The sequence below is a fragment of the Nocardioides luteus genome (genome assembly GCF_015752315.1).
Lineage (GTDB): Bacteria > Actinomycetota > Actinomycetes > Propionibacteriales > Nocardioidaceae > Nocardioides.
In genome coordinates this window covers 5,455,968-5,479,002 of the sequence record NZ_JADOVJ010000001.1, presented here as the reverse complement: position 1 = coordinate 5,479,002, position 23,035 = coordinate 5,455,968, and the positions used below count along the sequence as shown (strand labels likewise).

The 23,035-nt window shown below is 70.5% G+C and carries 23 protein-coding genes; 16 read left to right on the top strand and 7 right to left on the bottom strand.

Annotated elements, in window-relative coordinates; genetic code table 11:
* Positions 1-5 precede the first annotated feature (5 nt).
* Positions 6-371 (top strand): DoxX family protein, encoded by a 366-nt coding sequence (locus tag HD557_RS26220; RefSeq protein WP_196876025.1) that lies wholly within the window; start codon positions 6-8, stop codon positions 369-371.
* Between the two features lie 8 nt (positions 372-379).
* Here the strand turns inward: HD557_RS26220 and HD557_RS26215 are convergent, their stop codons facing one another.
* The 3 genes from HD557_RS26215 to HD557_RS26205 all read right to left on the bottom strand — a co-directional run bounded on the left by HD557_RS26215 (position 380) and on the right by HD557_RS26205 (position 3,595).
* The gene (locus tag HD557_RS26215) at positions 380-1,954 is read right to left on the bottom strand and encodes a multicopper oxidase family protein (protein WP_231380471.1); all 1,575 of its coding nucleotides are present in this window, start codon (positions 1,952-1,954) and stop codon (positions 380-382) included.
* Positions 1,951-2,361 (bottom strand): hypothetical protein, encoded by a 411-nt coding sequence (locus HD557_RS26210; protein ID WP_196876024.1) that lies wholly within the window; start codon positions 2,359-2,361, stop codon positions 1,951-1,953. Before HD557_RS26210 ends, HD557_RS26215 begins: the two co-directional genes overlap by 4 nt.
* Positions 2,362-2,434: 73 nt before the next feature.
* Positions 2,435-3,595 carry an ROK family transcriptional regulator gene (locus HD557_RS26205; RefSeq protein WP_196876023.1) on the bottom strand — a complete coding sequence of 387 codons (1,161 nt, stop codon included), beginning with the start codon at positions 3,593-3,595 and terminating at the stop codon, positions 2,435-2,437.
* A gap of 166 nt (positions 3,596-3,761) precedes the next feature.
* Between HD557_RS26205 and HD557_RS28475 the strand changes: the two genes are divergently transcribed.
* From HD557_RS28475 to HD557_RS26185, 4 genes are all read left to right on the top strand, one after another.
* Positions 3,762-4,931: a glycoside hydrolase family 19 protein gene (locus tag HD557_RS28475; RefSeq protein WP_231380470.1), complete on the top strand. Its 1,170-nt coding sequence runs from the start codon at positions 3,762-3,764 to the stop codon at positions 4,929-4,931.
* Positions 4,932-5,123: 192 nt separating this feature from the next.
* Positions 5,124-5,987 carry an alpha/beta hydrolase family protein gene (locus HD557_RS26195; RefSeq protein WP_307785712.1) on the top strand — a complete coding sequence of 288 codons (864 nt, stop codon included), beginning with the start codon at positions 5,124-5,126 and terminating at the stop codon, positions 5,985-5,987.
* Between the two features lie 79 nt (positions 5,988-6,066).
* Entirely contained in the window at positions 6,067-6,429 is a 363-nt protein-coding gene (locus HD557_RS26190; protein ID WP_008355755.1) for a non-heme iron oxygenase ferredoxin subunit, read from the top strand.
* A complete protein-coding gene (locus HD557_RS26185) occupies positions 6,426-7,628 on the top strand; it encodes an NAD(P)/FAD-dependent oxidoreductase (RefSeq protein ID WP_196876022.1) in 1,203 nt (400 codons plus the stop codon). The genes HD557_RS26190 and HD557_RS26185 overlap by 4 nt, the downstream gene beginning before the upstream one ends.
* A gap of 57 nt (positions 7,629-7,685) precedes the next feature.
* On the opposite strand, the gene HD557_RS26180 is transcribed toward HD557_RS26185, so the two are convergent.
* Positions 7,686-8,216, bottom strand: coding sequence for a Dps family protein (locus HD557_RS26180; protein ID WP_008355758.1), 531 nt, complete (start codon positions 8,214-8,216; stop codon positions 7,686-7,688).
* 138 nt (positions 8,217-8,354) lie between these two features.
* Between HD557_RS26180 and HD557_RS26175 the strand changes: the two genes are divergently transcribed.
* The 11 genes from HD557_RS26175 (at position 8,355) to HD557_RS26125 (ending at position 20,266) form a co-directional block, all read left to right on the top strand.
* The gene (locus tag HD557_RS26175; RefSeq protein ID WP_008355759.1) at positions 8,355-9,314 is read left to right on the top strand and encodes a helix-turn-helix domain-containing protein; all 960 of its coding nucleotides are present in this window, start codon (positions 8,355-8,357) and stop codon (positions 9,312-9,314) included.
* Positions 9,315-9,561: 247 nt separating this feature from the next.
* On the top strand, positions 9,562-10,854 hold the full coding sequence (locus HD557_RS26170; RefSeq protein ID WP_008355761.1) for an ABC transporter substrate-binding protein: 1,293 nt from the start codon (positions 9,562-9,564) through the stop codon (positions 10,852-10,854).
* The gene (locus tag HD557_RS26165) at positions 10,851-11,636 is read left to right on the top strand and encodes an ABC transporter ATP-binding protein (protein ID WP_196876021.1); all 786 of its coding nucleotides are present in this window, start codon (positions 10,851-10,853) and stop codon (positions 11,634-11,636) included. Before HD557_RS26170 ends, HD557_RS26165 begins: the two co-directional genes overlap by 4 nt.
* Positions 11,633-12,361, top strand: coding sequence for an ABC transporter ATP-binding protein (locus HD557_RS26160; RefSeq protein WP_231380469.1), 729 nt, complete (start codon positions 11,633-11,635; stop codon positions 12,359-12,361). Before HD557_RS26165 ends, HD557_RS26160 begins: the two co-directional genes overlap by 4 nt.
* On the top strand, positions 12,361-13,227 hold the full coding sequence (locus HD557_RS26155; protein WP_196876020.1) for a branched-chain amino acid ABC transporter permease: 867 nt from the start codon (positions 12,361-12,363) through the stop codon (positions 13,225-13,227). Before HD557_RS26160 ends, HD557_RS26155 begins: the two co-directional genes overlap by 1 nt.
* Complete coding sequence (locus HD557_RS26150; RefSeq protein ID WP_196876019.1) at positions 13,224-14,240, top strand: branched-chain amino acid ABC transporter permease; 1,017 nt, start codon at positions 13,224-13,226, stop codon at positions 14,238-14,240. Before HD557_RS26155 ends, HD557_RS26150 begins: the two co-directional genes overlap by 4 nt.
* A gap of 301 nt (positions 14,241-14,541) precedes the next feature.
* A complete protein-coding gene (locus HD557_RS26145; RefSeq protein ID WP_307785711.1) occupies positions 14,542-15,444 on the top strand; it encodes a hypothetical protein in 903 nt (300 codons plus the stop codon).
* 98 nt (positions 15,445-15,542) lie between these two features.
* Positions 15,543-16,394 (top strand): alpha/beta hydrolase family protein, encoded by an 852-nt coding sequence (locus HD557_RS26140; RefSeq protein ID WP_196876018.1) that lies wholly within the window; start codon positions 15,543-15,545, stop codon positions 16,392-16,394.
* 118 nt (positions 16,395-16,512) lie between these two features.
* Positions 16,513-18,303, top strand: coding sequence for an FAD-dependent oxidoreductase (locus tag HD557_RS26135; RefSeq protein WP_196876017.1), 1,791 nt, complete (start codon positions 16,513-16,515; stop codon positions 18,301-18,303).
* A 26-nt stretch (positions 18,304-18,329) separates the two neighbouring features.
* Positions 18,330-19,382: a maleylacetate reductase gene (locus HD557_RS26130; RefSeq protein ID WP_196876016.1), complete on the top strand. Its 1,053-nt coding sequence runs from the start codon at positions 18,330-18,332 to the stop codon at positions 19,380-19,382.
* Positions 19,382-20,266, top strand: a complete 885-nt coding sequence (locus HD557_RS26125; RefSeq protein ID WP_008355777.1) for a dioxygenase family protein — start codon at positions 19,382-19,384, stop codon at positions 20,264-20,266. Before HD557_RS26130 ends, HD557_RS26125 begins: the two co-directional genes overlap by 1 nt.
* A 64-nt stretch (positions 20,267-20,330) precedes the next feature.
* Here HD557_RS26125 and HD557_RS26120 read toward each other — a convergent pair whose 3' ends face one another.
* The 3 genes from HD557_RS26120 to HD557_RS26110 all read right to left on the bottom strand — a co-directional run bounded on the left by HD557_RS26120 (position 20,331) and on the right by HD557_RS26110 (position 22,950).
* Positions 20,331-21,320, bottom strand: a complete 990-nt coding sequence (locus HD557_RS26120; protein WP_196876015.1) for a hypothetical protein — start codon at positions 21,318-21,320, stop codon at positions 20,331-20,333.
* A gap of 72 nt (positions 21,321-21,392) precedes the next feature.
* Entirely contained in the window at positions 21,393-22,154 is a 762-nt protein-coding gene (locus HD557_RS26115; RefSeq protein WP_196876014.1) for a Clp protease N-terminal domain-containing protein, read from the bottom strand.
* A 31-nt stretch (positions 22,155-22,185) separates the two neighbouring features.
* Positions 22,186-22,950, bottom strand: coding sequence for a class I SAM-dependent methyltransferase (locus HD557_RS26110; protein WP_231380468.1), 765 nt, complete (start codon positions 22,948-22,950; stop codon positions 22,186-22,188).
* Between the last annotated feature and the right edge of the window lie 85 nt (positions 22,951-23,035).

Below are 23,035 nucleotides of genomic sequence, written 5' to 3'. Positions count from 1 at the left end.
TCGACATGGTGGTCGCGTACTGGATCGTCGCTGGGCTGCTCGCGGCGTTCTACCTCTACTCGGGCGGAATCAAGGTCGTTCGGAGCCGCGAGCAGCTGGCGCCGATGATGGGGTGGGCCGGTACGGCGATCCCGATGGCCGGCGTCAGGGCCATCGGCGTGGTCGAGGTCGCCGGCGCACTGGGGCTGATCCTCCCGCCGCTGACGGGCATCGCCCCGAGCCTGGCGGTCTGGGCCGCGGCAGGACTGGCGCTGGTGCAGGTGCTCGCCACGGTTTTCCACCTCTCGCGTGGAGAGCGCGGGGACCTGTGGCTCAACGGTGTGCTGGTGCTGTGGGCGCTGGTCACGCTGTTCCTCGCCACTCGCTGGTAGCTCCACGGTCAGACCGTCTCGAAGCCGGCCATCATCGCCATGTCCTCGTGCTCGAGGTTGTGGCAGTGGATGAGGAACCGGCCGGCGTACCTCTCGAACCTCACTCGGACCCGGACGGCCTCGTAGGGACGTACGTCGACGGTGTCCTTCCAGCCGAGGTCCATCGGGCCGGGGCCGCGGTTGCCGCGGCGCAGAACCTGGAAGGGCGAGAGGTGGACGTGGACCGGGTGGTGCGCGTCGGTGAAGAACTCCCAGATCTCGGTGGAGCCCAGCGGCACCTGGGCCTGGGGGACGGCGGGGTCGAACGGCTTGCCGTTGATCCCCCAGCCTCGGCGACCGTGCACGCTCGCCTGTCGGAAGTGCCACCTGCGGACGACCGCGCCCTGGGGCCTCTCGGGCTCGGGTACGTCGGCGAGCCTCTCGGGGAGCCGGACGTCGTCGGTCGCGCGGCGGGTGATCCGGAACCGCATCACCTGAGCGGTCCGGCCGGTGCCGAGGCCGTTGCGGAGCTCGACCGTCGTGCCCGGCGCAAGTGAACGGAAGTCGACGACGACGTCGAACCGCTCGCCCGAGGCCATCGTGATCTGGTCGTGCTCGACGGGGGCGGCGAGCAGCCCGCCGTCGGAGCCGATCTGGGTGAACCCGACCCGCTTGCCGTCGGCGGTACGCAGGCTGAGCGCGTAGCGGCGCGCGTTGGAGGCGTTGAGCAGCCGCAGCCGATACTGCGCCGCCTCGACCTCCGCCTCCGGCCACGGGGCCCCGTTGACGAGGATGACGTCGCCGAGCACGCCGGCCATGTAGCGGTCCTCGACGCCGGGCTCGCCGAGGAGCTCCGGGTCGAGCGCGGGATAGCGCAGCGCGCCGTCCTCGTCGAAGGCCCGGTCGGCGATCATCAGCGGCAGCTCCCGCTCGCCTCGCGGCAGCGAGAGCGCGTCCTCCTCGTCGTCGCGGACGATGTGGAAGCCGGCCAGGCCACGCCACACCTGCGGGGCGGTGAAGTCCATCCGGTGGTCGTGGTACCAGAGCGTCGTCGCGGGCTGCTCGAGCGGATAGCGGTAGTCCCGCTTCCCGGTGCTGACCTGCGCCTTCGGGTCGGCCATGGCCTCGTGCCCGCCGTGTCCGCCGCCGTGCTCGCTCCCGTGCCCGGCATGATGCGCCGGAGCCTCGAAGCCGGGCGGCATCAGCAGATCCGTCGGCCACCCGTCGCTCTCCGCCGGGGTGTGCCCGCCATGGAGATGCGTCGCGGTCGGCAGCGCGAGCGAGTTGGTGTGGCGTACGGTCACGGCCTGGCCGCGCCGGGTCTCCAGCGTCGGCCCGGGAAAGACCCCGTCGTACGTCATCATCTCGGTCCGCAGCCCGGGCAGGATCTCGACCGAGGCGGAGCGCTGGGCGATCTCGATCAGGCCACCCGAGGGGCGCTTGACCGGCGGCAACGGCAACGGTGTCGCGTACGCCTTCGGTAGCCGTGCCGCGCTGCGCAGGACCCTTCCGGTCTGTCCGGGGGCGTCGCCGCAGGAGACCAGTGATCCGGCGACCGGAGCGGCCAGGCCGGCGCCGAGGAGCATCCGTCGACTGAGCCTCATCGCCGGACCTCCCGCGGGCTGCCGGCGCCGCGACGCAGCGAGGCGATGGCGAGGGCCACCGCGATCCCGACGGTGAGGACGCCGACCGGGACGTGCAGCTGGAGGACCCGGATGTAGCCGAGGATCGCCTGGACGTGGATGAGGAGGAAGAGCACGACCGACCAGACGAGGAACCACCAGCGGCCGCGCATCGCCACGACGGCGCCCGCGACGATCGGCAGGAGCAGGCCGAGCGCCTGCAGTGCCGCCGCGCCGGCCGAGTGGAACCCCAAGGCCTCGAAGGTGCCCGAGAAGTAGGAGCCGATGAAGATCGGTTGGCCGATCGCGAAGAGCGCGATCAGTACCGCGACGGCTCGGAAGCAGAAGAGGCTGATGCGTGGTCGACGCTGGCGTATCTCTGTGGTCACACCTCGACGATATGTAGACGAGGTACGTATGGCATCGGGCGTTCCCCTGATCGCCGGAGCGTCCTCGTCGGGGTCAGCCCTGGTTGGAGAAGACCTCGTCGCGGGCCGTGTCGAGGCCCATCTGCAGGGCGCCGCGGAGCACCGGGTCGCCGGAGATCTCGGTGGGGACGACCGTGGGGACGTTGGGGCCGAGGGAGGCGATCGCCTTCTGCACGCGGTCGGCCAGGACCGGCCCGCCGGCACGCCCGACCTCGCCGGCGAGCACGCACAGCTCGGGGTCGAGCACCACGCAGATGCCGGCCAGGCCGAGGGCGAGCCGTCGGGCCAGCTCGTCGAGGAACGGCTCGGCATCGGGGTCGCCCCCGACCGCGGAGCGTACGCAGTCCACACCGTCGCCGCTCAGTCCGAACGCGCGGGCGAGGGTGTCCATCGCCTCGACGCTGACCAGTGACTGGAAGGCGGCGTGCTGCGGGCTGTCGGTGCCGTGCGGCGTGGAGGCGCCGGGGACCGCGAGATAGCCGATCTCGCCGGCGCCACCGCCGGCGCCGCGATGGAGGCGGCCGTCGACGATCACCGCGAGACCCAGGCCGCGGTCGATCCAGGCGAGCACCGAGTCCTTGACGCCGTGGGACGCGCCGGCGGACTGCTCCGCGAGCCCGGCCAGGTTGACGTCGTTCTCGATCAGTATCGGCCGCTGGAAGCTGCGGCGGAGGTCCTCCAGGACGCCCGCGCGCCAGTCGGGCAGGTCGTTGGCGAACCGGATGTCGCCCGTGCGCGGGTCGATCATGCCGGGCGTGCCGATCGAGAGGCAGCGGAGCTGCGCCATGGTGATGCCAGCGCTCCGGGTGGCGTTGGCGACGGTGGCCCGCACCGCCTCGACCGGGTCGGAGGCCTCGTGGGGGTCGAGCTCGCCGGTGGCCAGCTCGGTGCCGGTGATGTCGGCGACCGACGCGGTGATCTGGTCGGGTCCGATGTGGAGGGCCGCGACGTAGCCGGCCGAGGGGACCACCCCGTAGAGCGCCGCGTTGGGGCCGCGGCCGCCCTGCTGGGCCCCGACCACCTCGACGAGGCCGCGCTCGCCGAGCCGGGTCAGCAGCTGTCCGGCGGTCACCTTCGAGAGGCCGACGAGCTCGCCGAGCCGGGTCTTCGTCACCGGCCCGTTCGAGAGCATCAGGTCGAGCGCCGCGCGGTCGTTCGTGTCGCGGATCAGGTGTGTCTTGGGTGCTCTTGACATCGGCGGCGCTCCTTTCGAGGGGGAGGGTGGCGTACGGAAAACCAACCTAACAATTGCAGCGCTCCCGCCGGTGTCTGTCCACGCCGGGTCTAGACGGTAACTGTAAAGGAACCTTACAGTAGGGGCTTCGATCGCCATCCATCTCAACCCCCTCAAGGAGTTTGGAATGCGTACTACAACGAAGATCGCCGTTCTCGGCGGGATCTTGCTGGCGCCCGTCCTGGCCATGGTGCCGACGAGCCCCGCAAGTGCGCACGGCTACATCTCGAACCCCCCGAGCCGGCAGGCACAGTGTGCTGCCGGCACCGTGGAGTGCGGTGACATCAAGTACGAACCGCAGAGCGTCGAGGGCCCCAAGGGCCTGACCAGCTGCTCCGGCGGCAACGCCCGGTTCGCCGAGCTCGACGACGACTCGAAGAACTGGCAGGTCACGCCCGTCGGCCGGAGCCAGACCTTCAGCTGGTCGCTGAGCGCCCGGCACAGCACCAGCACCTGGCAGTACTTCATCGGTGGCACCAAGATCGCCGAGTTCGACGACGGCGGCGCGCAGCCGCCGGCCACCGTCGAGCACCAGGTCGACTTCGGGTCCTTCACCGGCCGCCAGAAGGTGCTCGCGGTCTGGAACGTCGCCGACACCGCGAACGCCTTCTACGCCTGCATCGACGTGAACATCGGCGGCACCGCCACCGACCCGGAGTCGCCGGCGCCGGTGGCCGGAGAGTTCCCGGTCAGCGAGGCGCAGTTCAACCAGCTCTTCCCCAACCGCAACCCCTTCTACACGTACGCAGGGCTCGTCGAGGCGCTCAGCGCCTATCCGGAGTTCACCAATGCTGGGGACGAGGCGACCCAGAAGCGCGAGGCCGCCGCGTTCGTCGCCAACGTCGCCCACGAGACCGGTGACCTGCTCTACGTCGTGGAGCAGAACCAGGCCAACTACCCGCACTACTGCGACACGTCCCAGCCCTACGGTTGCCCGGCCGGCAACGACCAGTACTACGGTCGCGGCCCGGTCCAACTGAGCTGGAACTTCAACTACAAGGCCGCCGGGGACGCGCTCGGGATCGACCTGCTGAACAACCCCAACCTGGTCGCCACCGATCCGGCGGTCGCCTGGAAGACCGGGCTCTGGTACTGGAACACCCAGAACGGCCCGGGCACCATGACCCCGCACGCGGCGATGGTCAACGGCGCCGGCTTCGGCGAGACCATCCGATCCATCAACGGGTCCATCGAGTGCAACGGCGGCAACCCGGCCCAGGTGCAGAGCCGCGTCGACAACTACCGCGAGGTCACCTCGCTGCTCGGGGTGGACCCGGGCGGAAATCTGTACTGCTGACGCCACACTCTGCACAGAAACCGGCGGCGTACGCAGCTCCACCTGCGTACGCCGCTTGTTTCTGTTTTGTGACAGCCGCCCAAACAGGTTCTGCCTCTGTGCCGGTGCCGGGCGACCGGCCGCGCCCCTACCTTCGATGAGCAACCGGAACCCCGGACAGCCCGGGGCCGGACGGACGAAGGAGCATGCTCGGTGCTCAGATCACTCTCTCTCCGAATCGCCGCGGTCGCCGCGGCCGTCACTCTCCCCCTCTTCGGTCTGGTCGCGCCGGCCGAAGCGGAGAGCCCCTACGAGCGCGGGCCGGACCCGACGTCCGCCAGCGTCCTGGACAACGGCACGTTCTCCCTCTCCTCGACGTCGGTGTCCTCGCTGGTCACCGGCTTCGGCGGCGGGACGATCTACTACCCGACGTCGACGACCCAGGGGACGTTCGGCGGTGTCGTCCTCGCTCCCGGCTACACGGCCTCCTCGTCGTCCTACTCCTCGGTCGCGCGCCGGGTGGCCTCGCACGGGTTCGTGGTCTTCGCGATCGACACGAACTCCCGCTACGACCAGCCCGACAGTCGCGGCTCGCAGATCCTGGCGGCGGTCTCCTACCTGAAGAACAGCGCCTCCTCAACCGTCGCCTCGCGCCTGGACGAGACCCGGATCGCGGTCTCCGGCCACTCCATGGGCGGCGGCGGCACGCTCGCAGCGGCCAACCAGGACTCCTCGATCAAGGCCGCGGTCGCGCTCCAGCCCTGGCACACCGACAAGACCTGGCCCGGCATCCAGATCCCGACCATGATCATCGGCGCGGAGAACGACTCGGTCGCGCCCGTCGCCTCGCACTCGATCCCGTTCTACACCTCGATGACCGGGGCGCGGGAGAAGGCGTACGGCGAGATCAACAACGGCGACCACTTCATCGCCAACACCGACGACGACTGGCAAGGGCGCCTGTTCGTCACCTGGCTGAAGAGGTACGTCGACGACGACACCCGCTACTCGCAGTTCCTCTGCCCGGCGCCGTCCTCGATCTACCTGTCCGACTACCGCAACACCTGCCCCGACTGACCCCTCGGTCGCGACCCCAGAACCGGCCACCCCGGGGGAGGTGGCCGGTTCTTCGTGGTCCACGTTGGAAGATGGGGGCATGACCGGAAATAGTGGAAACGGCGGAAACAGCACAGGCATCCGCGTCGCGTCCGTCGACGACATCCCGGAGGGTGAGGGCATCGCCATCTCCTCGGACATCACCGGCACCGAGGACGACATCGCCATCCTGCGCGACGACGACGGCACCTGCTGGGCCCTCAACGACACCTGCACCCACGAGACCGCCTCGCTGGCCGAGGGCTGGGTCGAGGACGGCGACGTCGAGTGCCCGCTCCACTCCTCGCGGTTCAACCTCAAGACCGGCAAGGTCGACGGCCTCCCGGCCACCCGGGACACCGTGCCGCATCGGGTCGAGGTGCGTGACGGGGAGATCTACCTCTTCCCCGGCGAGAGGCCGTGACGGTCTCCTCGGTCGTCGTCGTCGGTGGCGGCATCGCCGGGGTGTCGACGGTCGCGGAGCTGCGGAAGAACGGGTACGTCGGTGACCTGACGCTCCTCTCGGCCGATGTCCTGCCCTACGACCGTCCGCCGCTGTCCAAGGAGTATCTCGCCGGCAGCCGCGATCTCGACTCGATCGCGCTCCAGGCTCCGGAGTGGTACGCCGAGCAGCGGATCTCGTTGATCGGGGGAGCCGTCGCCGTCGCCCTACGCCCGGACGCAGGCGAGGTCGAGCTCGCCGACGGACGCGTGCTGACCGCCGACCGGATCGTGCTCGCCACCGGTGGTCGCGCGGTACGGCCCGCGCTCGGATCCCCGAGCCACGTGCTGCGGGACGTCGCGGACGCCGACCGGCTGCGTACGCAGCTGGTGCCCGGGGCACGGTTGCTGATCGTCGGTGGTGGCCTGATCGGGGCCGAGGTCGCCTCGACCGCGCGCGGGCTGGAGGCCGAGGTCGTGCTGGTCGACCCGCTCTCGCCGCCTCTCGCCGCTGCCGTCGGGATCGAGGTGGCGACCTGGCTGCACGCCCTGCACGCCGACCACGGGGTGGAGACGCTGACGACCACGGTGGAGACGCTGCTCGAGACCCCGACCGGCGTCGGGGCGCAGCTGAAGGGCGAGCCGGACTCGCGCGAGTTCGACGCCGTGCTCCTGGCCGTCGGCCTGGTCCCCGAGACGGCACTCGCCGAGGAAGCGGGCCTGGAGACCTCGCGCGGCATTCTCGTCGACGCCGGCCAGGTGACCAGCCACCCGGCGGTGCTCGCGGTCGGCGACTGCGCCCGGCTCCGCGACCACCACCGGCCCGAGCACTGGGAGGCCGCCCAGGTCGACGGGGGGAGGGCGGCGGCGACGATCCTCGGCGCCGAGGTCGCGCCCGCCACGGCGCCCTGGTGGTGGTCGGACCGCTACGGGCTCCACGTCGAAGGGGTCGGCGAGATGCGCTCGCCGGACGCCCAGCACCAGACCGTCGTACGCGGCGTGGTCGGCGAGCCGCCCTTCGCGGTGTTCACGCTCCGCGGTGAGCGCGTCATCGGCGCGGTCGCGGTCGACGACCCCAACGCCGTGCGCGCGGCGCGCCGGATGATCGACCGGGGTGTCGACGTACGGGCCTCTGATCTCGCCGATCCCACGCAGAACCTTCGGAGTCTGCTGCGGAGGTAGTGGACAGCGAAGGACGGCGCCCCGCGGAAGTCGCGGGACGCCGTCCTCAGGGAAAGATCAGACCGTCAGCTGAGCGGGCTTGGACTGGTTGGCGACGCGGTTCTCGGAGTCGATGAACCAGGCGAGCTGCTCGACCCGGGTGATGATCGCGTGGAGCAGGTCGGCGGTCGTCGGGTCCTCGGCGTCGATGTCGTCGTGGATCTCGCGGGCGGTCTTCGAGGTCGCGTAGAGCGCGGCGGCGGCGAGGTCGGCGGCGGTCGCGGTGTCGACCTCGGTCGCCGGGAGCGGCGCGAGGGTGGTGTCCTCGGCGACGGTGCCGGTGCGGCCGTCGGGGAGGATGTAGAGCGCGCGCATGCGCTCGGCGACCTCGTCGGTGAAGTCACGGGCGGCGTCGACGACCTCGTCGAGGACGAGGTGCATGTCGCGGAAGTTCTTGCCCACGACGTTCCAGTGCAGCTGCTTGCCCTGCAGGCTGAGCTCGGTCAGATCGACGAGCAGGCGCTGCATCTGGGTCGCGAACGCCGGGCTCGGGATGAACGCGGGGTGCGAGGTGTGCGTGGCGCTGCTCGTGTCGGTCTTCGTGGCCATGTTCGGTGGGTCCCCCAGATTGAAGTGTCGGACTTTCGTGGTGACACCCACTGTGCCACCTTTTCTTGAACGATTCCAGAAAGGTAAGTCTTCCCTAAGTCATCGCCTTGGCATACGGGCACGCCGTAGAGTCGTTTCGTGCCGCAATCTCCCCTCGTCGCACGGGTTCGCCGCCCGGAGGTCTTCGAGACCAGCCGGCTGAGCGCGGATGCGCAGGTCGAGGCCTGGGAACGCCACAACGCCTGCGCGCTGGTCGCGCTCTCCTGCCGACCCATCGAGGGCCACGGGTTCGAGGCGCAGGAGGTCAACCTGCAGCTCGACGAGATCCATCTGGCGCGGGTCCGGGCCACCCGCCACGTCGTCGAGCGACCGGCCAGCCTCGTCAAGGAGATCCCCGCCAGGTCGATCGCCGTCTATGCCAGCCTCCGTGGTGAGGCGATCCTCGAGTACGCCGGCCGCCGCCAGGTCATCCGGCCCGGCCAGCTGATCGTGTGCGACGTCGACGCGCCGTTCCTGCGCGGCTTCGGGCACGGGCTCGAGGAGCTCGCGGTCAAGGTTCCGGTGGAGGCCTTCGCGGCCCGCACCGGGATCGCGTCGATGCCGTCGCCGCTGGTTCTCGATGCCGGTCGCGGCCAGGACCCGCACGGGCGAGCCCTGGTGCAGATGGTCGGCCGCGCGCTCCGGCCCAACGACCCCGTACCCGCCGACGAGGGTGCCGTGCTCGACCTGATCTCGGTGATCGCCACCGACGGGAAGGTCTCCCTGGCCACCGCCCACCGGGCCGCGGCGAAGGCGTTCATCGAGGACCACCTCGCCGACCCCGGCCTCTCCGCCACCGCTGTCGCCGCGGGCGCCGGCATCTCGGAGCGCCACCTCTCCCGGCTCTTCGCCGACGCCGGCACCAGCGTCCCCCGCCACATCCTCGGCCGCCGCCTCGAGCTCGCCTACGCGATGCTCGCCACCGGCTCGGACCCGGCCATCCGCACCGTCGACGTCGCCGAGAAGTGCGGCTTCACCTCCGCCTCGCACTTCTCCCAGGCCTTCCGCAAGCGCTTCGGCGTCGCCGCCGGAGACGTACGCCGCGCCGCCCGCGCCTGACCTTCCAGCCGAGTCCGCACTTGTGGCGGCCGAGTCGTCAGTTGTGGCGTACGAAAGTCGAGTTTCGTACGCCACAAGTCACTTCTCGGCGCCCAGAAGTCACTTCTCGGCGCGAAAGGGTGACAAGTCCACCAAAGATCCGATAGGTCTTCCATGCGATTTTCCGCCAACCGGACCCTGCTTCCCACCCGTAGGGACCGTGACGGACGACACTCTCGAACACCCCACACTCTCTAAGGAGACGTACGTGCGCAACGGACTCACCACCGGACGCGGCCTGAGCATGGCCGCCGCCGGTGTCGCAGCGATGGCGCTGACCCTGACGGCCTGCGGGTCGGGCGGCATCGACGACGAAGGCGGTGGCGGCGAGGACACGCTGACCATCGGGTTCGTCTCGACCGAGACGGGCTCCTCGGCGCCGTTCGGTGAGGCGAACAGCTTCGTCGTCGACGAGATGGAGACCTACTTCAAGGACCACCCGGTCAAGGTCGGCGACAAGGAGCTCGACGTCGAGATCGTGGTGCGCGACGCGCAGAGCGACACGACCAAGGCCGGGGCGGTGGCCGGCGACCTGATCAACAAGGACGGCGCCGACATCATCGTCGCCTCCTCGACGCCCGACATCGTCAACCCGGTCTCGGAGCAGTGCGAGGCCAACTCGATCCCGTGCATCACGACGGTCGCCCCGTGGCAGCCGTTCGCGATCCGCAGCGGGGACAAGCCGGCCGAGCTGAAGTACAGCTACCACTTCTTCTGGGGCCTCGAGGACGTCGCGACGGTCTACGCCGACATCTGGGGCAAGGTCCCCAACAACAAGAAGGCCGGCGGCCTGTTCCCGAAGGACCCCGACGGCGAGGCCTGGGGCGCCAACTTCCCGGCGCTCACCGAGGCGTCCGGTGTGAAGATCGACAACCCGGGCAACTACCCCAACGGCACCAAGGACTTCTCCGCCCAGATCAGCGCCTACAAGGGTCACGACGTGCTCGTCGGCGTCCCGATCCCGCCGGACTTCACCACGTTCTGGCAGCAGGCCAAGCAGCAGGGCTACAACCCGAAGGTCGCCACGATCGGCAAGGCGCTCCTCTTCCCGAGCAGCGTCGAGGCGCTGGGTCCGATCGCCCACAACCTCTCCACCGAGGTGTGGTGGACCCCGACCGCGCCCTACAAGTCCTCGCTGACCGGCCAGTCGGCGCAGGAGCTGGCGGACGCGTACGAGGAGAAGACCGGCAAGCAGTGGACCCAGCCGCTGGGCTTCGCGCACGCGCTCTTCGAGGTCGCGACCGCGGCGGTGACCGAGGCCGGCTCGACCGACGCCGACGCGATCACCAAGGCGCTCTCCGGCCTCGAGGTCTCCACGGTCGTCGGTGACGTCGCCTGGGGCAAGGACGAGAACGTCCCGCCGTACGTCGCCAAGACCTCGCTCGCGGGTGGCCAGTGGCGCCAGGTCGAGGGCGGGGAGCACCCGTTCGAGCTGGTCGTCGTGCAGAACTCGCTGGCTCCCGACGTACCTCTCGGGGGCGAGCCCGAGGCCCTCAAGTGACCTCTGCCCCATCATCGGTCGAGGCCTCCAGCAGCGTGCCCGGCGGCACGCTGCTGGAGGCCGAAGGCCTGGCCAAGGCGTTCGGCCAGGTCGTCACCGCCCGCTCGGTCTCCTTCCACGTCGCCGCGGGCGAGGCGCTCGGCATCGTCGGGCCCAACGGCGCCGGCAAGTCCACGCTGCTCAACCTGGTCACCGGCACCCTCCCGGTCGACGCCGGCACGATCCGCTTCGACGGCACCGACGTCACCCGGATGCCGGCCGCGCGGCGTACGGCCCTCGGGATCGGACGTACGTTCCAGGTCCCCCGCCCCTTCGAGGGGCTCACCGTCTTCGAGAACGTGCTGGTCGGGTCCACCTTCGGCGCCGGCACGCGCCGCCGCGAGGCCAACGACCAGGCCTGGCAGGCGCTGGAGACCGCCGACCTGACCCGTCTGGCCAACACCCCTGCCGGCTCGCTCCGGCTGCTCGATCGCAAGCGGCTCGAGCTCGCTCGCGCGCTGGCCACCCGCCCCCGGCTGCTGCTGCTCGACGAGATCGCCGGCGGCCTCACCGAGCACGAGCTCCCCGCCCTGATCGAGACCATCTCGGCGATCCGCGACGGCGGCACCGGCGTCGTCTGGATCGAGCACATCGTGCACGCGTTGCTGCAGGTCGTCGACCGGTTGATGTGCCTGGCCCAGGGCGACGTCGTCGCCACCGGCGACCCGCACGAGGTGATGGCCTCGGACGCGGTCGCCGCCGTCTATCTCGGCTCCCCCGACCTGGAAGGCGAGACCCCATGAGCGCTTTGCTCGAGGTCGACGCGATCGACGTCGCCTACGGCGACTTCCGCGCACTGCACGGCATCACCCTGACCGTCGCCGAGGGCGAGACCCTGGCCGTGATCGGGGCGAACGGTGCCGGCAAGTCGACGCTGCTGAAGACCATCGCCGGCCTGCTCCGCCCGAGCGCCGGCCAGATCCGGTTCGACGGCCACAACGTCTCCCACACCCCCGCCCACCGGCGGGTCCGCGAGGGCATCGCGCTCACCCCGGAGGGCCGCCGGATCTTCGGCTCGCTCACCGTCGAGGAGAACCTCAAGGTCGGTGCGCACGGCCGCCGCCCCGGCCCCTGGAACCTCGCCACCGTCTACGACGCGTTCCCGTTGCTCGCCGAGAAGCGGGCGCGCCGCGGAGCGCACCTGTCCGGCGGCGAGCAGCAGGCCACCGCCATCGGCCGCGCGCTGATGTCGAACCCGAAACTGCTCCTGCTCGACGAGGTCTCGCTCGGGCTCGCCCCGGTCGTGATCGCCGACATCTACAAGGCGCTCCCCGCGATCACCGCGAAGGGGACCACCGTGCTCGTCGTCGAGCAGGACCTCACCCAGGCGCTCACCGTCGCCGACCGGGTGCAGTGCCTCCTCGAGGGCCGCACGGTCCTCGAGGGCGCGGCGGCCGACGTCACCAGGGAGCAGGTCCAGGCGGCGTACTTCGGGGTCGATGTCCCGGAGGGTCAGGAGGCCGGCTGATGGACTGGATCAACGCGGTCCTCCAGGGACTCCTGCTCGGTGGGCAGTACGCGCTCCTCGCCTGCGGTCTGAGCCTCATCTTCGGGGTGATGCGGATCGTCAACCTCGCCCACGGCGTCCTCGCGGTCGCCGCGGCCTACCTCGCGCTCTGGCTCGTCCAGCAGACCGGGATGCCCTCGTTCCTCACCATCGTCATCGTGATCCCGGTGCTCGCCGCGGTCGGCTACGCGATCCAGCGCGGCCTCTTCAACGCGGCACTGCGTCACGGCGAGCTGTCGCCGCTGCTGGTCTCGTTCGGCCTGGCCGTCATCGGTGCCAACCTGCTCCAGGAGATCTTCACCGCCGACTCCCGCAAGATCCCGATCGGCACGCTGTCGACCTCGTCGGTCGAGCTCGGCGGGCTGCGCCTCGGCGTCTTCTCCCTGCTCACCCTCGTCGTCGCGGTCGGCGTCATCGTCGGCCTGCAGCTCTACCTCTCCCACACCCGCATCGGCCGTGCCATGCGCGCGACCAAGGACGACCCCGAGGCAGCCACGCTCATGGGGATCGACGAGAGGCACATGTACGCCCTGGCCACCGCGATCGCGATCGGCACCGTCGCACTCGCCGGCGTCTTCCTCGGCATGTCGACGCAGTTCAGCCCGACGTACGGGGACCTGGTCCTCATCTTCGCCTTCGAGGCCGTCATCATCGGGGGCCTCGGCTCGCTGTGGGGGACCCTCCTCGGCGGCCTCGTGCTCGGCGTCGCGCAGACCGTCGGCGCCCAGATCGACCCAGCCTACGGCGTCCTCGCGGGCCACCTGGTCTTCCTGGTCGTGCTCCTGTTCCGGCCCCAGGGCCTGCTCCCGAAGGCGGTCGTCGCATGAGCCCCACGACAACCCTGGCCCCCTCCACCACCCTGAAGGTCGTACGCGGCGGCTGGCCGTCGCTGGCCGGCGGCGGTGTCCTCGCCGCGGTCGTGGTGTTCCTGGCCGCGGCGCCCTGGTTCGTCTTCAGCCCCGGTGACGTGACCAACCTGGTCACGCTCTTCGCGCTGATCATCCTCGGCACGACCTGGAACCTCATGGCCGGCTACGGCGGCCTCGTCTCGATCGGGCAGCAGGCGTTCATCGGCGCGGGCGGCTACGGCGTGATCAAGCTCGCCGACGTCGTCGGCCTGCCGATCCCGGTGGCCGTCGTCGCGGCCGGCGTCGTCTGCGCCGCCCTGGCCGTCCCGACCTCGTTCCTGCTGTTCCGGCTGGTCGGGGGCTACTTCGCGATCGGCACCTGGGTGGTGGCCGAGGTCTTCAAGCTGGTCACCCAGGAGCTTCCCGGCTTCGGCGGCGGCTCCGGCCTCTCGCTCACCGCCTTCCAGGGTGTCGACCGGGTGACCCGGATCGCGACGGTCTACTACCTGGCGCTGGTGCTGGCCGTGGTCGTCGTGCTCGCGACGTACGCGCTGATGCGCTCGCGCGTCGGGCTCGGCCTGACCGCGATCCGCGACGACTCGGTGGCGGCCGCGAACCTCGGCGTCGCGGTGCGGCGCTCGCAGCGCCTCGTCTACGTCGCCGCCTCCGGCGGTGCCGGCCTGGCCGGCGCGCTGATCGCGGTCAACGGCCTGCGGGTCTCGCCGGACTCGATGTTCTCGGTGCAGTACACCGCGTTCATGATCTTCATCGTCGTGATCGGCGGGCTGGGGACGATCGAGGGCCCGATCCTGGGAGCGGTGATCTTCTTCGCGCTGCAGCAGCTGCTGGACTCGTACGGCACCTGGTACCTCATCGCGCTCGGTGCCGTCGCGATCGCCGTGGTGCTGCTCGCCCCGCGAGGGCTGTGGGGCCTGGCGACGCGTGGCCGCTACCAGGTCTTCCCTGTCGGTCACACGGTCCTGACCCGGTAGTCGGGGATCAACCGGTCGTTCTACTGGCGAGTAACCGACCGTCTGATCCCCGACTATCCACCGCTCTCGGGAGTTATCCACAGGGTTGTGCACAGGTGGGGGATTGATGTGGATCGGTGGACGGCGGCTGGTCGATGCTGTTGGCGTGGTTGCCCGAGCTCCTCACTTCCGACCGCCGGAATACTCCTCCGCGCGGCCTGCTGTGGTGCAGCCGGTGCGCCTCGACCCGACTGGAGAGGCCGGCCCGACTCCGCGCCAGGCTCGGGGGCGTGGGTGGCGACGCAGCAGCCACGGGTTCTACGTGCCGGCCGATGTGGATGCCGATGCGCCGATGCAGCGAGCGCTCGAGGCATCGGTGCGGCTTCCCGCGCATGCGGCGCTGACAGGGTGGGCGGCGTTGGCGTGGATGCGATGCACGTGGTTCGACGGCCGCGACGCCTCCGGTCGACCCAGGCCGGTGACCGTGGCCGCCACGGCCCACTCGTTGGTGTCACGTCCCGGCATCACCGTGTGCGGTGAGCGACTCCTCCCCTCCGACGTCCAGGTGGTCGACGGCGTGCGAGTGACGATCCCGGTGCGGTCGGTGACCTTCGAGATGCGCTACGCCCGCGATCGGCGGGCGGCGGTGCGGGCCCACGACATGGTGGCATTCCACGACCTGGTCTCCATCGCGGAGATCGCCGCGTGGGCAGATGCGCACCGCGGCTGGACCGGAATCGCGAAGATCCGGGACGCGCTCCCCTTCGTCGACGAGAACGCGTGGTCGCCGCCCGAGGTCGACCTCCGACTCGCGTGGGAGGAGCTCGGCATCCGCGATGTCGTGTGCAACCACCCGGTGTTCGACCACGCCGGCCGGCATCTCGCCACGCCCGACCTACTCGACCTGGAGGCCGGTGTCGTGGGCGAGTACGACGGTTCCTTGCACCTCGAGGGCAAGCAGCGTGCCCAAGACATCAGGCGTGAGGAAGATCTGCGCGGTGCTGGTCTGGAGTACGTCACCATGGTCTCCGCCGACCTGGGTGATCCGTCAGGCTTCAAGGCCCGCACCCTGGCTGCACGGAAGCGGGCACGAGCGGCGGCGGGGCCGAGACGTTGGACACTGGATCCGCCGGCATGGTGGACCTCGACCGTGACGGTGGCCGAGCGACGAGCACTCTCCAAAGACGAGCGCCGCCATCTGCTGAGCCATCGATGGGCGGCCTGAGCCGGTAGTCGGGGACCAAACGGTCGGTCTACTCGCGCGTAACCGACCGCTTGCTCCCCGACTACCCGACGGTTCTACTCGCGGGTAACATCGCCCGTGTGACCGAGACTTCGTCCCCCACGACCACACCCGAGGCGTACGTCATCGAGCGTTCGGAAGGCACCAGCTTCACGCTGACGGTGGTCCGTGCGGCGGACCCTGACGCGGCGACGGTGCTCGTGGTGCCGGCGATGGGCATGCCGGCGGGTTACTACGACAAGCTGATCGTGGCCTTCGCCGAGGCGGGCATCAACGTCGGGCGGATGGAGCAGCGCGGCCACGAGGAGAGCGGTGGCCGGGTCGCCGGCTGGGGCTACGACTTCGGCTACGCCGACCTGGTCGACGACATCGCCGCCGCGGTCGACCGCCTCGGCGAGCTGGTCCCGGCCGCGGCCGGGGCGACGTACGTCCTCGGGCACAGCCTCGGCGGCCAGGCTGCCAGCGCCTACGCGGCGCTCCACCCCGACCGCGTCGCCGGGCTGATCTACGTCGCGTCGCAGACGCCCTACTGGCGCAACTACGGCCCCGGCTTCCTGGTCGCCAGCCAGGCGATGGGCCTGATCGGCCGGGTCGTCGGCCACTTCCCCGGCACGCAGCTCAAGTTCGCCGGGCGCGAGGCGCGCACGCTGATGAAGGAATGGGCCCGGTACGCCCGCACCGGCCGTCTCCGCTTCGGCAGCCCTGCCCGCGACCTCACGGCGGAGATGCGAGCGCTGGCGAAGCCCGCGCTCGTCGTCTCGATCGAGGGCGACTGGCTGGCACCCAGCGCGACGGTCGACGAGATCCACCGGCGGATGCCCGGGCTCGAGGTCGAGCGGGTCCACCTGGACGAGCCCGGCATCGACCACTTCAAGTGGGCCCGGAAGCCGGACTCGACGATCGCCGCCGTTACTCAGTGGCTCGCGGCCTAGTCGCGTACGCATTTCCGCCAACCGGCGGGTCCACCTTTGATGCCGCCCGCGCGGGCCGGTAAGACTCGCCCTGAGACTGCGATCACACACCCCACCGCGGTCTCGGAAAGGTGAGGAAATGCCAGTCTTCGACGACGGCCAGAAAGAGACCGAGATCCCCGAGACCGAGGATGTCGTGACCACCGACGTGCTCGTCGTGGGTTCCGGTCCGGCCGGCGCGTCCGCCGCGCTCTTCCTGAGCGAGCTCGGCGTCGACAACATCATGATCACGAAGTACCGCTGGACCGCCAACACCCCGCGGGCGCACATCACCAACCAGCGCGCGATGGAGATCTTCCGCGACCTGGGTATCGAGGAGCAGGTGCTCGCCGACGCGACGCCGCACGAGCTGGTCGGTGACACCGTCTTCTGCACGAGCATCGCCGGGGAGGAGATCGGCCGCATCCGCACCTGGGGCACCCGCCCCGACCGCGAGGCCGACTACCAGCTGGCGAGCCCGTGCCTGACCGTCGACATCCCGCAGACCTACCTGGAGCCGATCCTGGTCCGCAACGCCACCGAGCGCGGCACCCAGACCCGGTTCTCCACCGAGTACGTCTCGCACGTCCAGGACGAGGACGGCGTCACCACGACCGCCCGTGACCGCCTGACCGGCCACGAGTACAAGATCCGGTCGAAGTTCCTCATCGGCGCCGACGGCGCCCGCACCCAGGTCGGCGCCGACATCGACCTCCCGCTCGAGGGCGCGATGGACATCGCCGGGTCGATGAACATCACGTTCAAGGCCGACCTCTCCGAGCTCGTCGACCACCGCCCCTCGGTCCTCTACTGGGTCATCCAGCCGGGCTCGAACGTCGGCGGCATCGGCACCGGCCTGGTCCGGATGGTCCGTCCGTGGGACGAGTGGCTGATCGTGTGGGGCTACGACATCAACCAGCCGCCGCCCGACCTCACCGAGGAGTACGCCGTCGGCGTGATCCGCGACCTGCTCGGCATGCCCGACCTGGAGCCGGAGGTGACCGGCTACTCGCTGTGGGGCGTGAACGAGATGTACGCGACCCACGCCCAGAAGGGCCGCGTCTTCTGCGCCGGCGACGCCATCCACCGGCACCCGCCGTCGAACGGCCTCGGCTCCAACACCTCGATCCAGGACTCCTACAACCTGGCCTGGAAGCTCGCCGCGGTGCTCCAGGGCTATGCCGAGCCGTCGCTCCTGGAGTCCTACTCCGCCGAGCGTGCCCCGGTCGCCAAGCGCATCGTCACCCGCGCCAACCAGTCCGCACGCGAGTTCGGCGAGCTCTTCGAGGCGCTCGGCGTCGTCGGTCTCGAGGGCGAGGAGATGGCCAGGGCCATCGAGGAGCGCAAGGCCAACACCCCCGAGGGTGCTGCCAAGCGGGCCGCCCTGGTCACCGCGATGGAGCGCAAGAACTACGAGTTCAACGCTCACGGCGTCGAGCTCGGCCAGTTCTACGAGTCCAACGCGATCCTCGCCGACGGCAGCCGGCCCGCGCCGACCGAGGACGAGGACCTCTACCACCGGATGTCGACCTCCCCGGGTGCGCACCTGCCGCACGCCTGGGTCGGTGACAACGTGGAGAAGCACGCGATGCTCGACCTCGCGCCCTACACCCAGTGGACGCTGATCACCGGCATCGCCGGCGAGGCATGGGAGGACGCGGCAGAGGCCGCCCGGACGAAGTTCGGGATCCCGCTCCAGACCGTCGTCATCGGGCCCGGCCGTCCGGTCACCGACCTCTATTTCGACTGGGCCAAGCTCCGCGAGGTCGAGGAGTCGGGCGCCATCCTGGTCCGCCCCGACAAGCACATCGCCTGGCGTGCCATGTCGCTGCCCGAGGACCCCGGCACCGCGCTGGGCGAGGCGGTCGCGACGCTGCTGGGCAAGGCCTGATCGTTCGGGCCGGGCGGGGGAATCGCATGAAGTTCACGCACGAGTCGCTGCCGCAGCGGGTCCGCTTCGCCACCGGCGAGGCGCCCGCCGCGGTGGCGGCAGAGATCGACGAGCTCGGCGCACGGCGGGTGATGGTCGTCGCCGGCGAGCGCGAGGCCGAGCTCGCCGCCCGGGTGACGGCCGACGTACCGGTCGCGCTGCGGCACGACGAGGTCGTGATGCACGTCCCGGTCGAGGTCGCCGAGCGGGCGCGCGAACGGGCGGCCGAGGCCGCCGTCGACGCGCTGGTGTGCGTCGGCGGTGGCTCGACCACCGGCCTGGCCAAGGCCGTCGCGCTCACCACGGGGCTGCCGATCGTGGCCGTCCCGACGACGTACGCCGGGTCTGAGGCGACCAACGTCTGGGGTCTGACCTCGGGCGAGACGAAGACGACGGGCGTCGATGCCCGGGTCCTGCCGCGGTCTGTCGTCTACGACGCCTCCCTGCTGACCACGCTGCCCGGCGAGATGACCGTCGCCAGCGGGCTCAACGCGCTCGCGCACTGCGTCGACGCGATGTGGGGCCCGCGGGTGGATCCCATCGACCAGGTCAACGCCGCCGAGGGGATCCGCGGGCTCGCCGGTGGGCTGCCGAAGGTCGCGCGCGATTCCGCCAGCGTCGAGGGGATCGAGGAGACCCTCTACGGCGCCTACCTGGCAGCGGTCTCGTTCACGTCCGCCGGGTCAGGGATGCACCACAAGATCTGCCACGTGCTCGGCGGCATGTTCAACCTGCCGCACGCCCAGACCCACGCGGTCGTCCTCCCGCACGTGCTCGCCTTCAACGCCCCGAACGCCCCCGAGGCGGAGGCGCGGATGGCGGCGGCGTTCGGGGCGCCGAGCGCCGTCGAAGGGCTGGCGGGGCTGCGCAGGACGCTGTCGGCGCCGAAGGCGCTCGAGGACTACGGCATGCCCGAGGACGGCATCGCCAAGGCGGTGGCGCCGATCATGGCCGCCATCCCCGACAACAACCCGACCCCGGTCACCGAGGAGAACCTGACCGCGCTGCTGACCGCGGCGTGGTCGGGAGAGGAGAGCTGATGAGCGACGTATCGCCGGAGCAGGAGGCCGTCGAGCAGACCCTGGTCGACACCGTGGTCGCGTCCTTCGACGCCTGCGAGGACCCGCGCCTGAAGGAGGTCATGGTCTCGCTGACGCGTCACCTGCACGCGTTCATCCGCGACGTACGCCTCACCGAGGAGGAGTGGGGCGCGGCCATCGCGTTCCTGACCGCGGCCGGCCACATCACCGACGACGTACGCCAGGAGTTCATCCTCCTCTCCGACACCCTCGGTGCCTCGATGCAGACGATCAACATCAACAACGAGGCGTACGCCGACGCGACCGAGGCCACCGTCTTCGGGCCGTTCTTCGTGGAGGACTCCCCGGCGATCGAGCTGGGCGGGGACATGGCCTTCGGGGCCCCGGGCGAACCGTGCTGGGTCGTCGGGACCGTCACCGACACGGACGGAAAGCCGCTGGTCGGAGCGAAGATCGAGGTCTGGGAGGCCGACGAGGACGGGCTCTACGACGTCCAGCGCGACGCGGGCGCGCGGGCCGCGCGGGCGCACCTGTTCACCGACGCCGAGGGCGGCTACCGGTTCTGGGGGCTGACGCCCACGCCGTACCCGATCCCCGACGACGGCCCCGTCGGCAAGATGCTGGCCGCGGTCGGGCGCTCGCCGCTGCGGGCCTCGCACCTGCACTTCATGGTCACCCACGAGGGGTGCCGCACGCTGGTCACCCACATCTTCCCGGAGGGCGACCCGATCGGCTGGAAGGACACCGTCTTCGGGGTCAAGGAGTCGCTGATCAAGAAGTTCGAGCGGCAGGCCGCCGGGACGCCGACGCCGGACGGCCGTGCCGTCGACGGCACCTGGTCGAAGGTGCGCTTCGACATCGTGCTCGCGCCCGCGGGCGCCTGAAACGTCCCTGGCGTGATTCGGGCACAGGGGTGTTGCTCCGACACGTCAGGGACTCTCGGGACCCTCAGGGGGCCGGATGGACGACGTAGGTGAAGTCCTCGTGGAGCAGGACGTTGCCGGCGGAGTCGCTGATGGTGAGGTGGTCCGTCACCCGGGAGTCGGGTGGATACGGGTGGTGATAGATCGTCACCTCGGTCCAGGTCCCGCCCTCGGGGATGATCGAGCCGTTCACGTCGAGCCCGCCCGGCGGCGCCGGATGGTCCAGGGTGATCCGCAGCGTGCCGCGCACCCAGCCGTCGGTCCCCTCGGGAGTCAGCACCGGCTCGTTCACCATGAACCGGTCCCCGGCCCGGAACGGCCGGATCTCCGGCCGCACCTGCATCACCCGGGCGGCGCTCTTCCGGTTGCGGGTGGCCCGGATCGTCACGTCGAACGCAGGAAGTGACCCCACCGACGGCGCCGTGGTCACGGCCCGGAACGAGGCCGTACGCCGCCCCGCCGCGACCGTGATCGTCCCCGGCACGGTGACCCAGGACGAGCTCGAGGTCAGGCTCACCGTCAGCGAGGTCCGGGCGACGCAGTCCAGCGTGACCGTCCCGGTGGCGGTCTGGCCGGCGTGGACGTAGGTGGGCAGCGCCACGGCCGTCGGCACCGGCGTGGGGTAGCACGGGGTGACCGTGCGGATCAGCGTGGCGCGGCGTACGACCTGGCGGTGGACCGCCTTGACCCTGCCGCTGCTGCGGACCGTCGTCGGTGAGGTCCGGACGGTGACCGTGGTCGTGCTCCGGCCCCTTGCGACGTAGACGTACGCCGGCACGCGGATGCCGGTGCTCGCCCACAGCACCACCTTGGTGCGCCTCGGGGTCCGGCAGGTGAGCCGGACCGTGGCGGTGGTCGACGTGCCTCCGACCACGGTGCCTCTCGCGAGCGTCAGCGACTGGAGCGCCGGCCGGCAGGCCGCCTCGGCCGACGGCGTCGTCATCGAGGCAGGGACGGTGACGACCGCGGTGGCCAGGACCATGCCGAGGACGAGTCGGGCGAGACTGCGAGGCATCCTCGGAACGTAGCGAAACCGCCGGCACGTGCTCTTTGCTCGTGCCGGCGGTCCCTCAGATCAGGTAGCGGACTACTCCGCTGCGCTGGCGTCGGCTTCGGCCGAGGCGAAGTCGACCTTCAGCGAGTCGAGGATCGAGGTGATGCTCTGCTCGGCCGCCTCCTTGTCGACACCGGCGTCGTGGAGGATCCCGGCGCCGTCCTCGTGCTCGAGGAGGGCGAGCAGGATGTGCTCGGTGCCGACGTAGGAGTGCTCGAGCCGGAGGGCCTCGCGGAAGGTCAGCTCGAGCACCTTGCGGGCGTCGGCGGTGAACGGGATCATCTCGCCGACCTCGCCGTAGGGCTCCGGGGTCGCGGCGGTCGCCACCTCGCGAACGGCCTCCAGGGTCACACCCTGCGCCCGGATCGCGTGGCCCGCCACCCCCTCCGGCTCGGAGAGGAGACCGAGCACGAGGTGAGGTACGCCGGTCTCCGCGTTCGCGGCCTTCCGCGCCTCCGCCTGGGCGGCGACGACCACCGTGCGGGCGCGCGGGGTGAACTTCGCGAACCCGGCGTTCGGGTCGAGCGGGTGATCGCCGGCCTTCGGCACGTACTTCTTCTGCGCCGCCTGCTTCGTCACCCCCATCCGGGTCCCGATCTCGGTCCAGGAGGCGCCGGAGCGGCGAGCCTGGTCGACGAAGTGCCCGATCAGGTGGTCGGCCACCTCGCCCAGGTGCTCGCCGACCACCATCGCGTCGGCCAGCTGGTCCAGAGGCTCGGACCGACCCTTCTTGATCGAGTCGATCAGGGTGTCGAGGCGTACGGCCTTGAGGGCGGGGTCTGGGGTGCTGGTCATACGTTTCTCCTAGGTGATCGGAACTGTCGGGTCATGGCACGCGCCGGAGTGGGACCGCGATTCCCACCGTGACGGTGTTCAGCGTGAACGCGCCGCCGAGGTCGTCGATAGCCGCACCGACCGCCTCCAGCACCGGCGCACACTGTTCGGCGGAGAGCCGGGTGAGGAAGCCCTGGGTCGGCACGAAGTCGAGCCACTCCTCGCGCGTGACGTCACGCGACCACGAGAAGCGCCAAGGCTCCGGCTCGGCGAACCCGCCGAGCTCGACGAAGCGCTCGCCGACCTGCCGGGCACCCGCTTCGTACGTCTTGTCCGCCTGCTTCATGGCGCCCAGGCCGAGAGGGAGGTCGGGAACGACCTGCCTCAGGCCCTCGAGAAGCGCATCGCCCACCGGCGCGGGCGGCTCGTAGACGTTCCAGAAGGCTGCGAACAGCCCGCCGGGACGCAGCACGTCCCTCACCTTCGCTGCGCCGGCAACGGGGTCGATCCAGTGCCAGGCCTGCGCCGCGATGACGGTGTCGAACGTGCGCCCCGCGGTGTCCCAGTCCTCGAACCGCGACTCCTCCACGGCGAGCCCGCGCGAACGTGCGTACGCCGCCATCCGCGCGTCCGGCTCGACGCCGAGCACGGTTGCGCCGACCGCCTGAAGCTGTCTGGCTTCGATCCCGGTCCCGCACCCGACATCCAGCAGGTCGACACCTGGGGAGTGCTCCATGATCCGGGCGATCAGCTCGTCGGGATAGGCCATCCGGGCTCGGTCGTAGCGATCGACGTCGGCACCGAACGATTCGGCCATCTGGCGATGCCGGTGTGCGGGGCCGGATTCAGAAGTGACCACACGTCAACTCTAGGTTGACGATCGTGATGCGTCAACCTTTGGT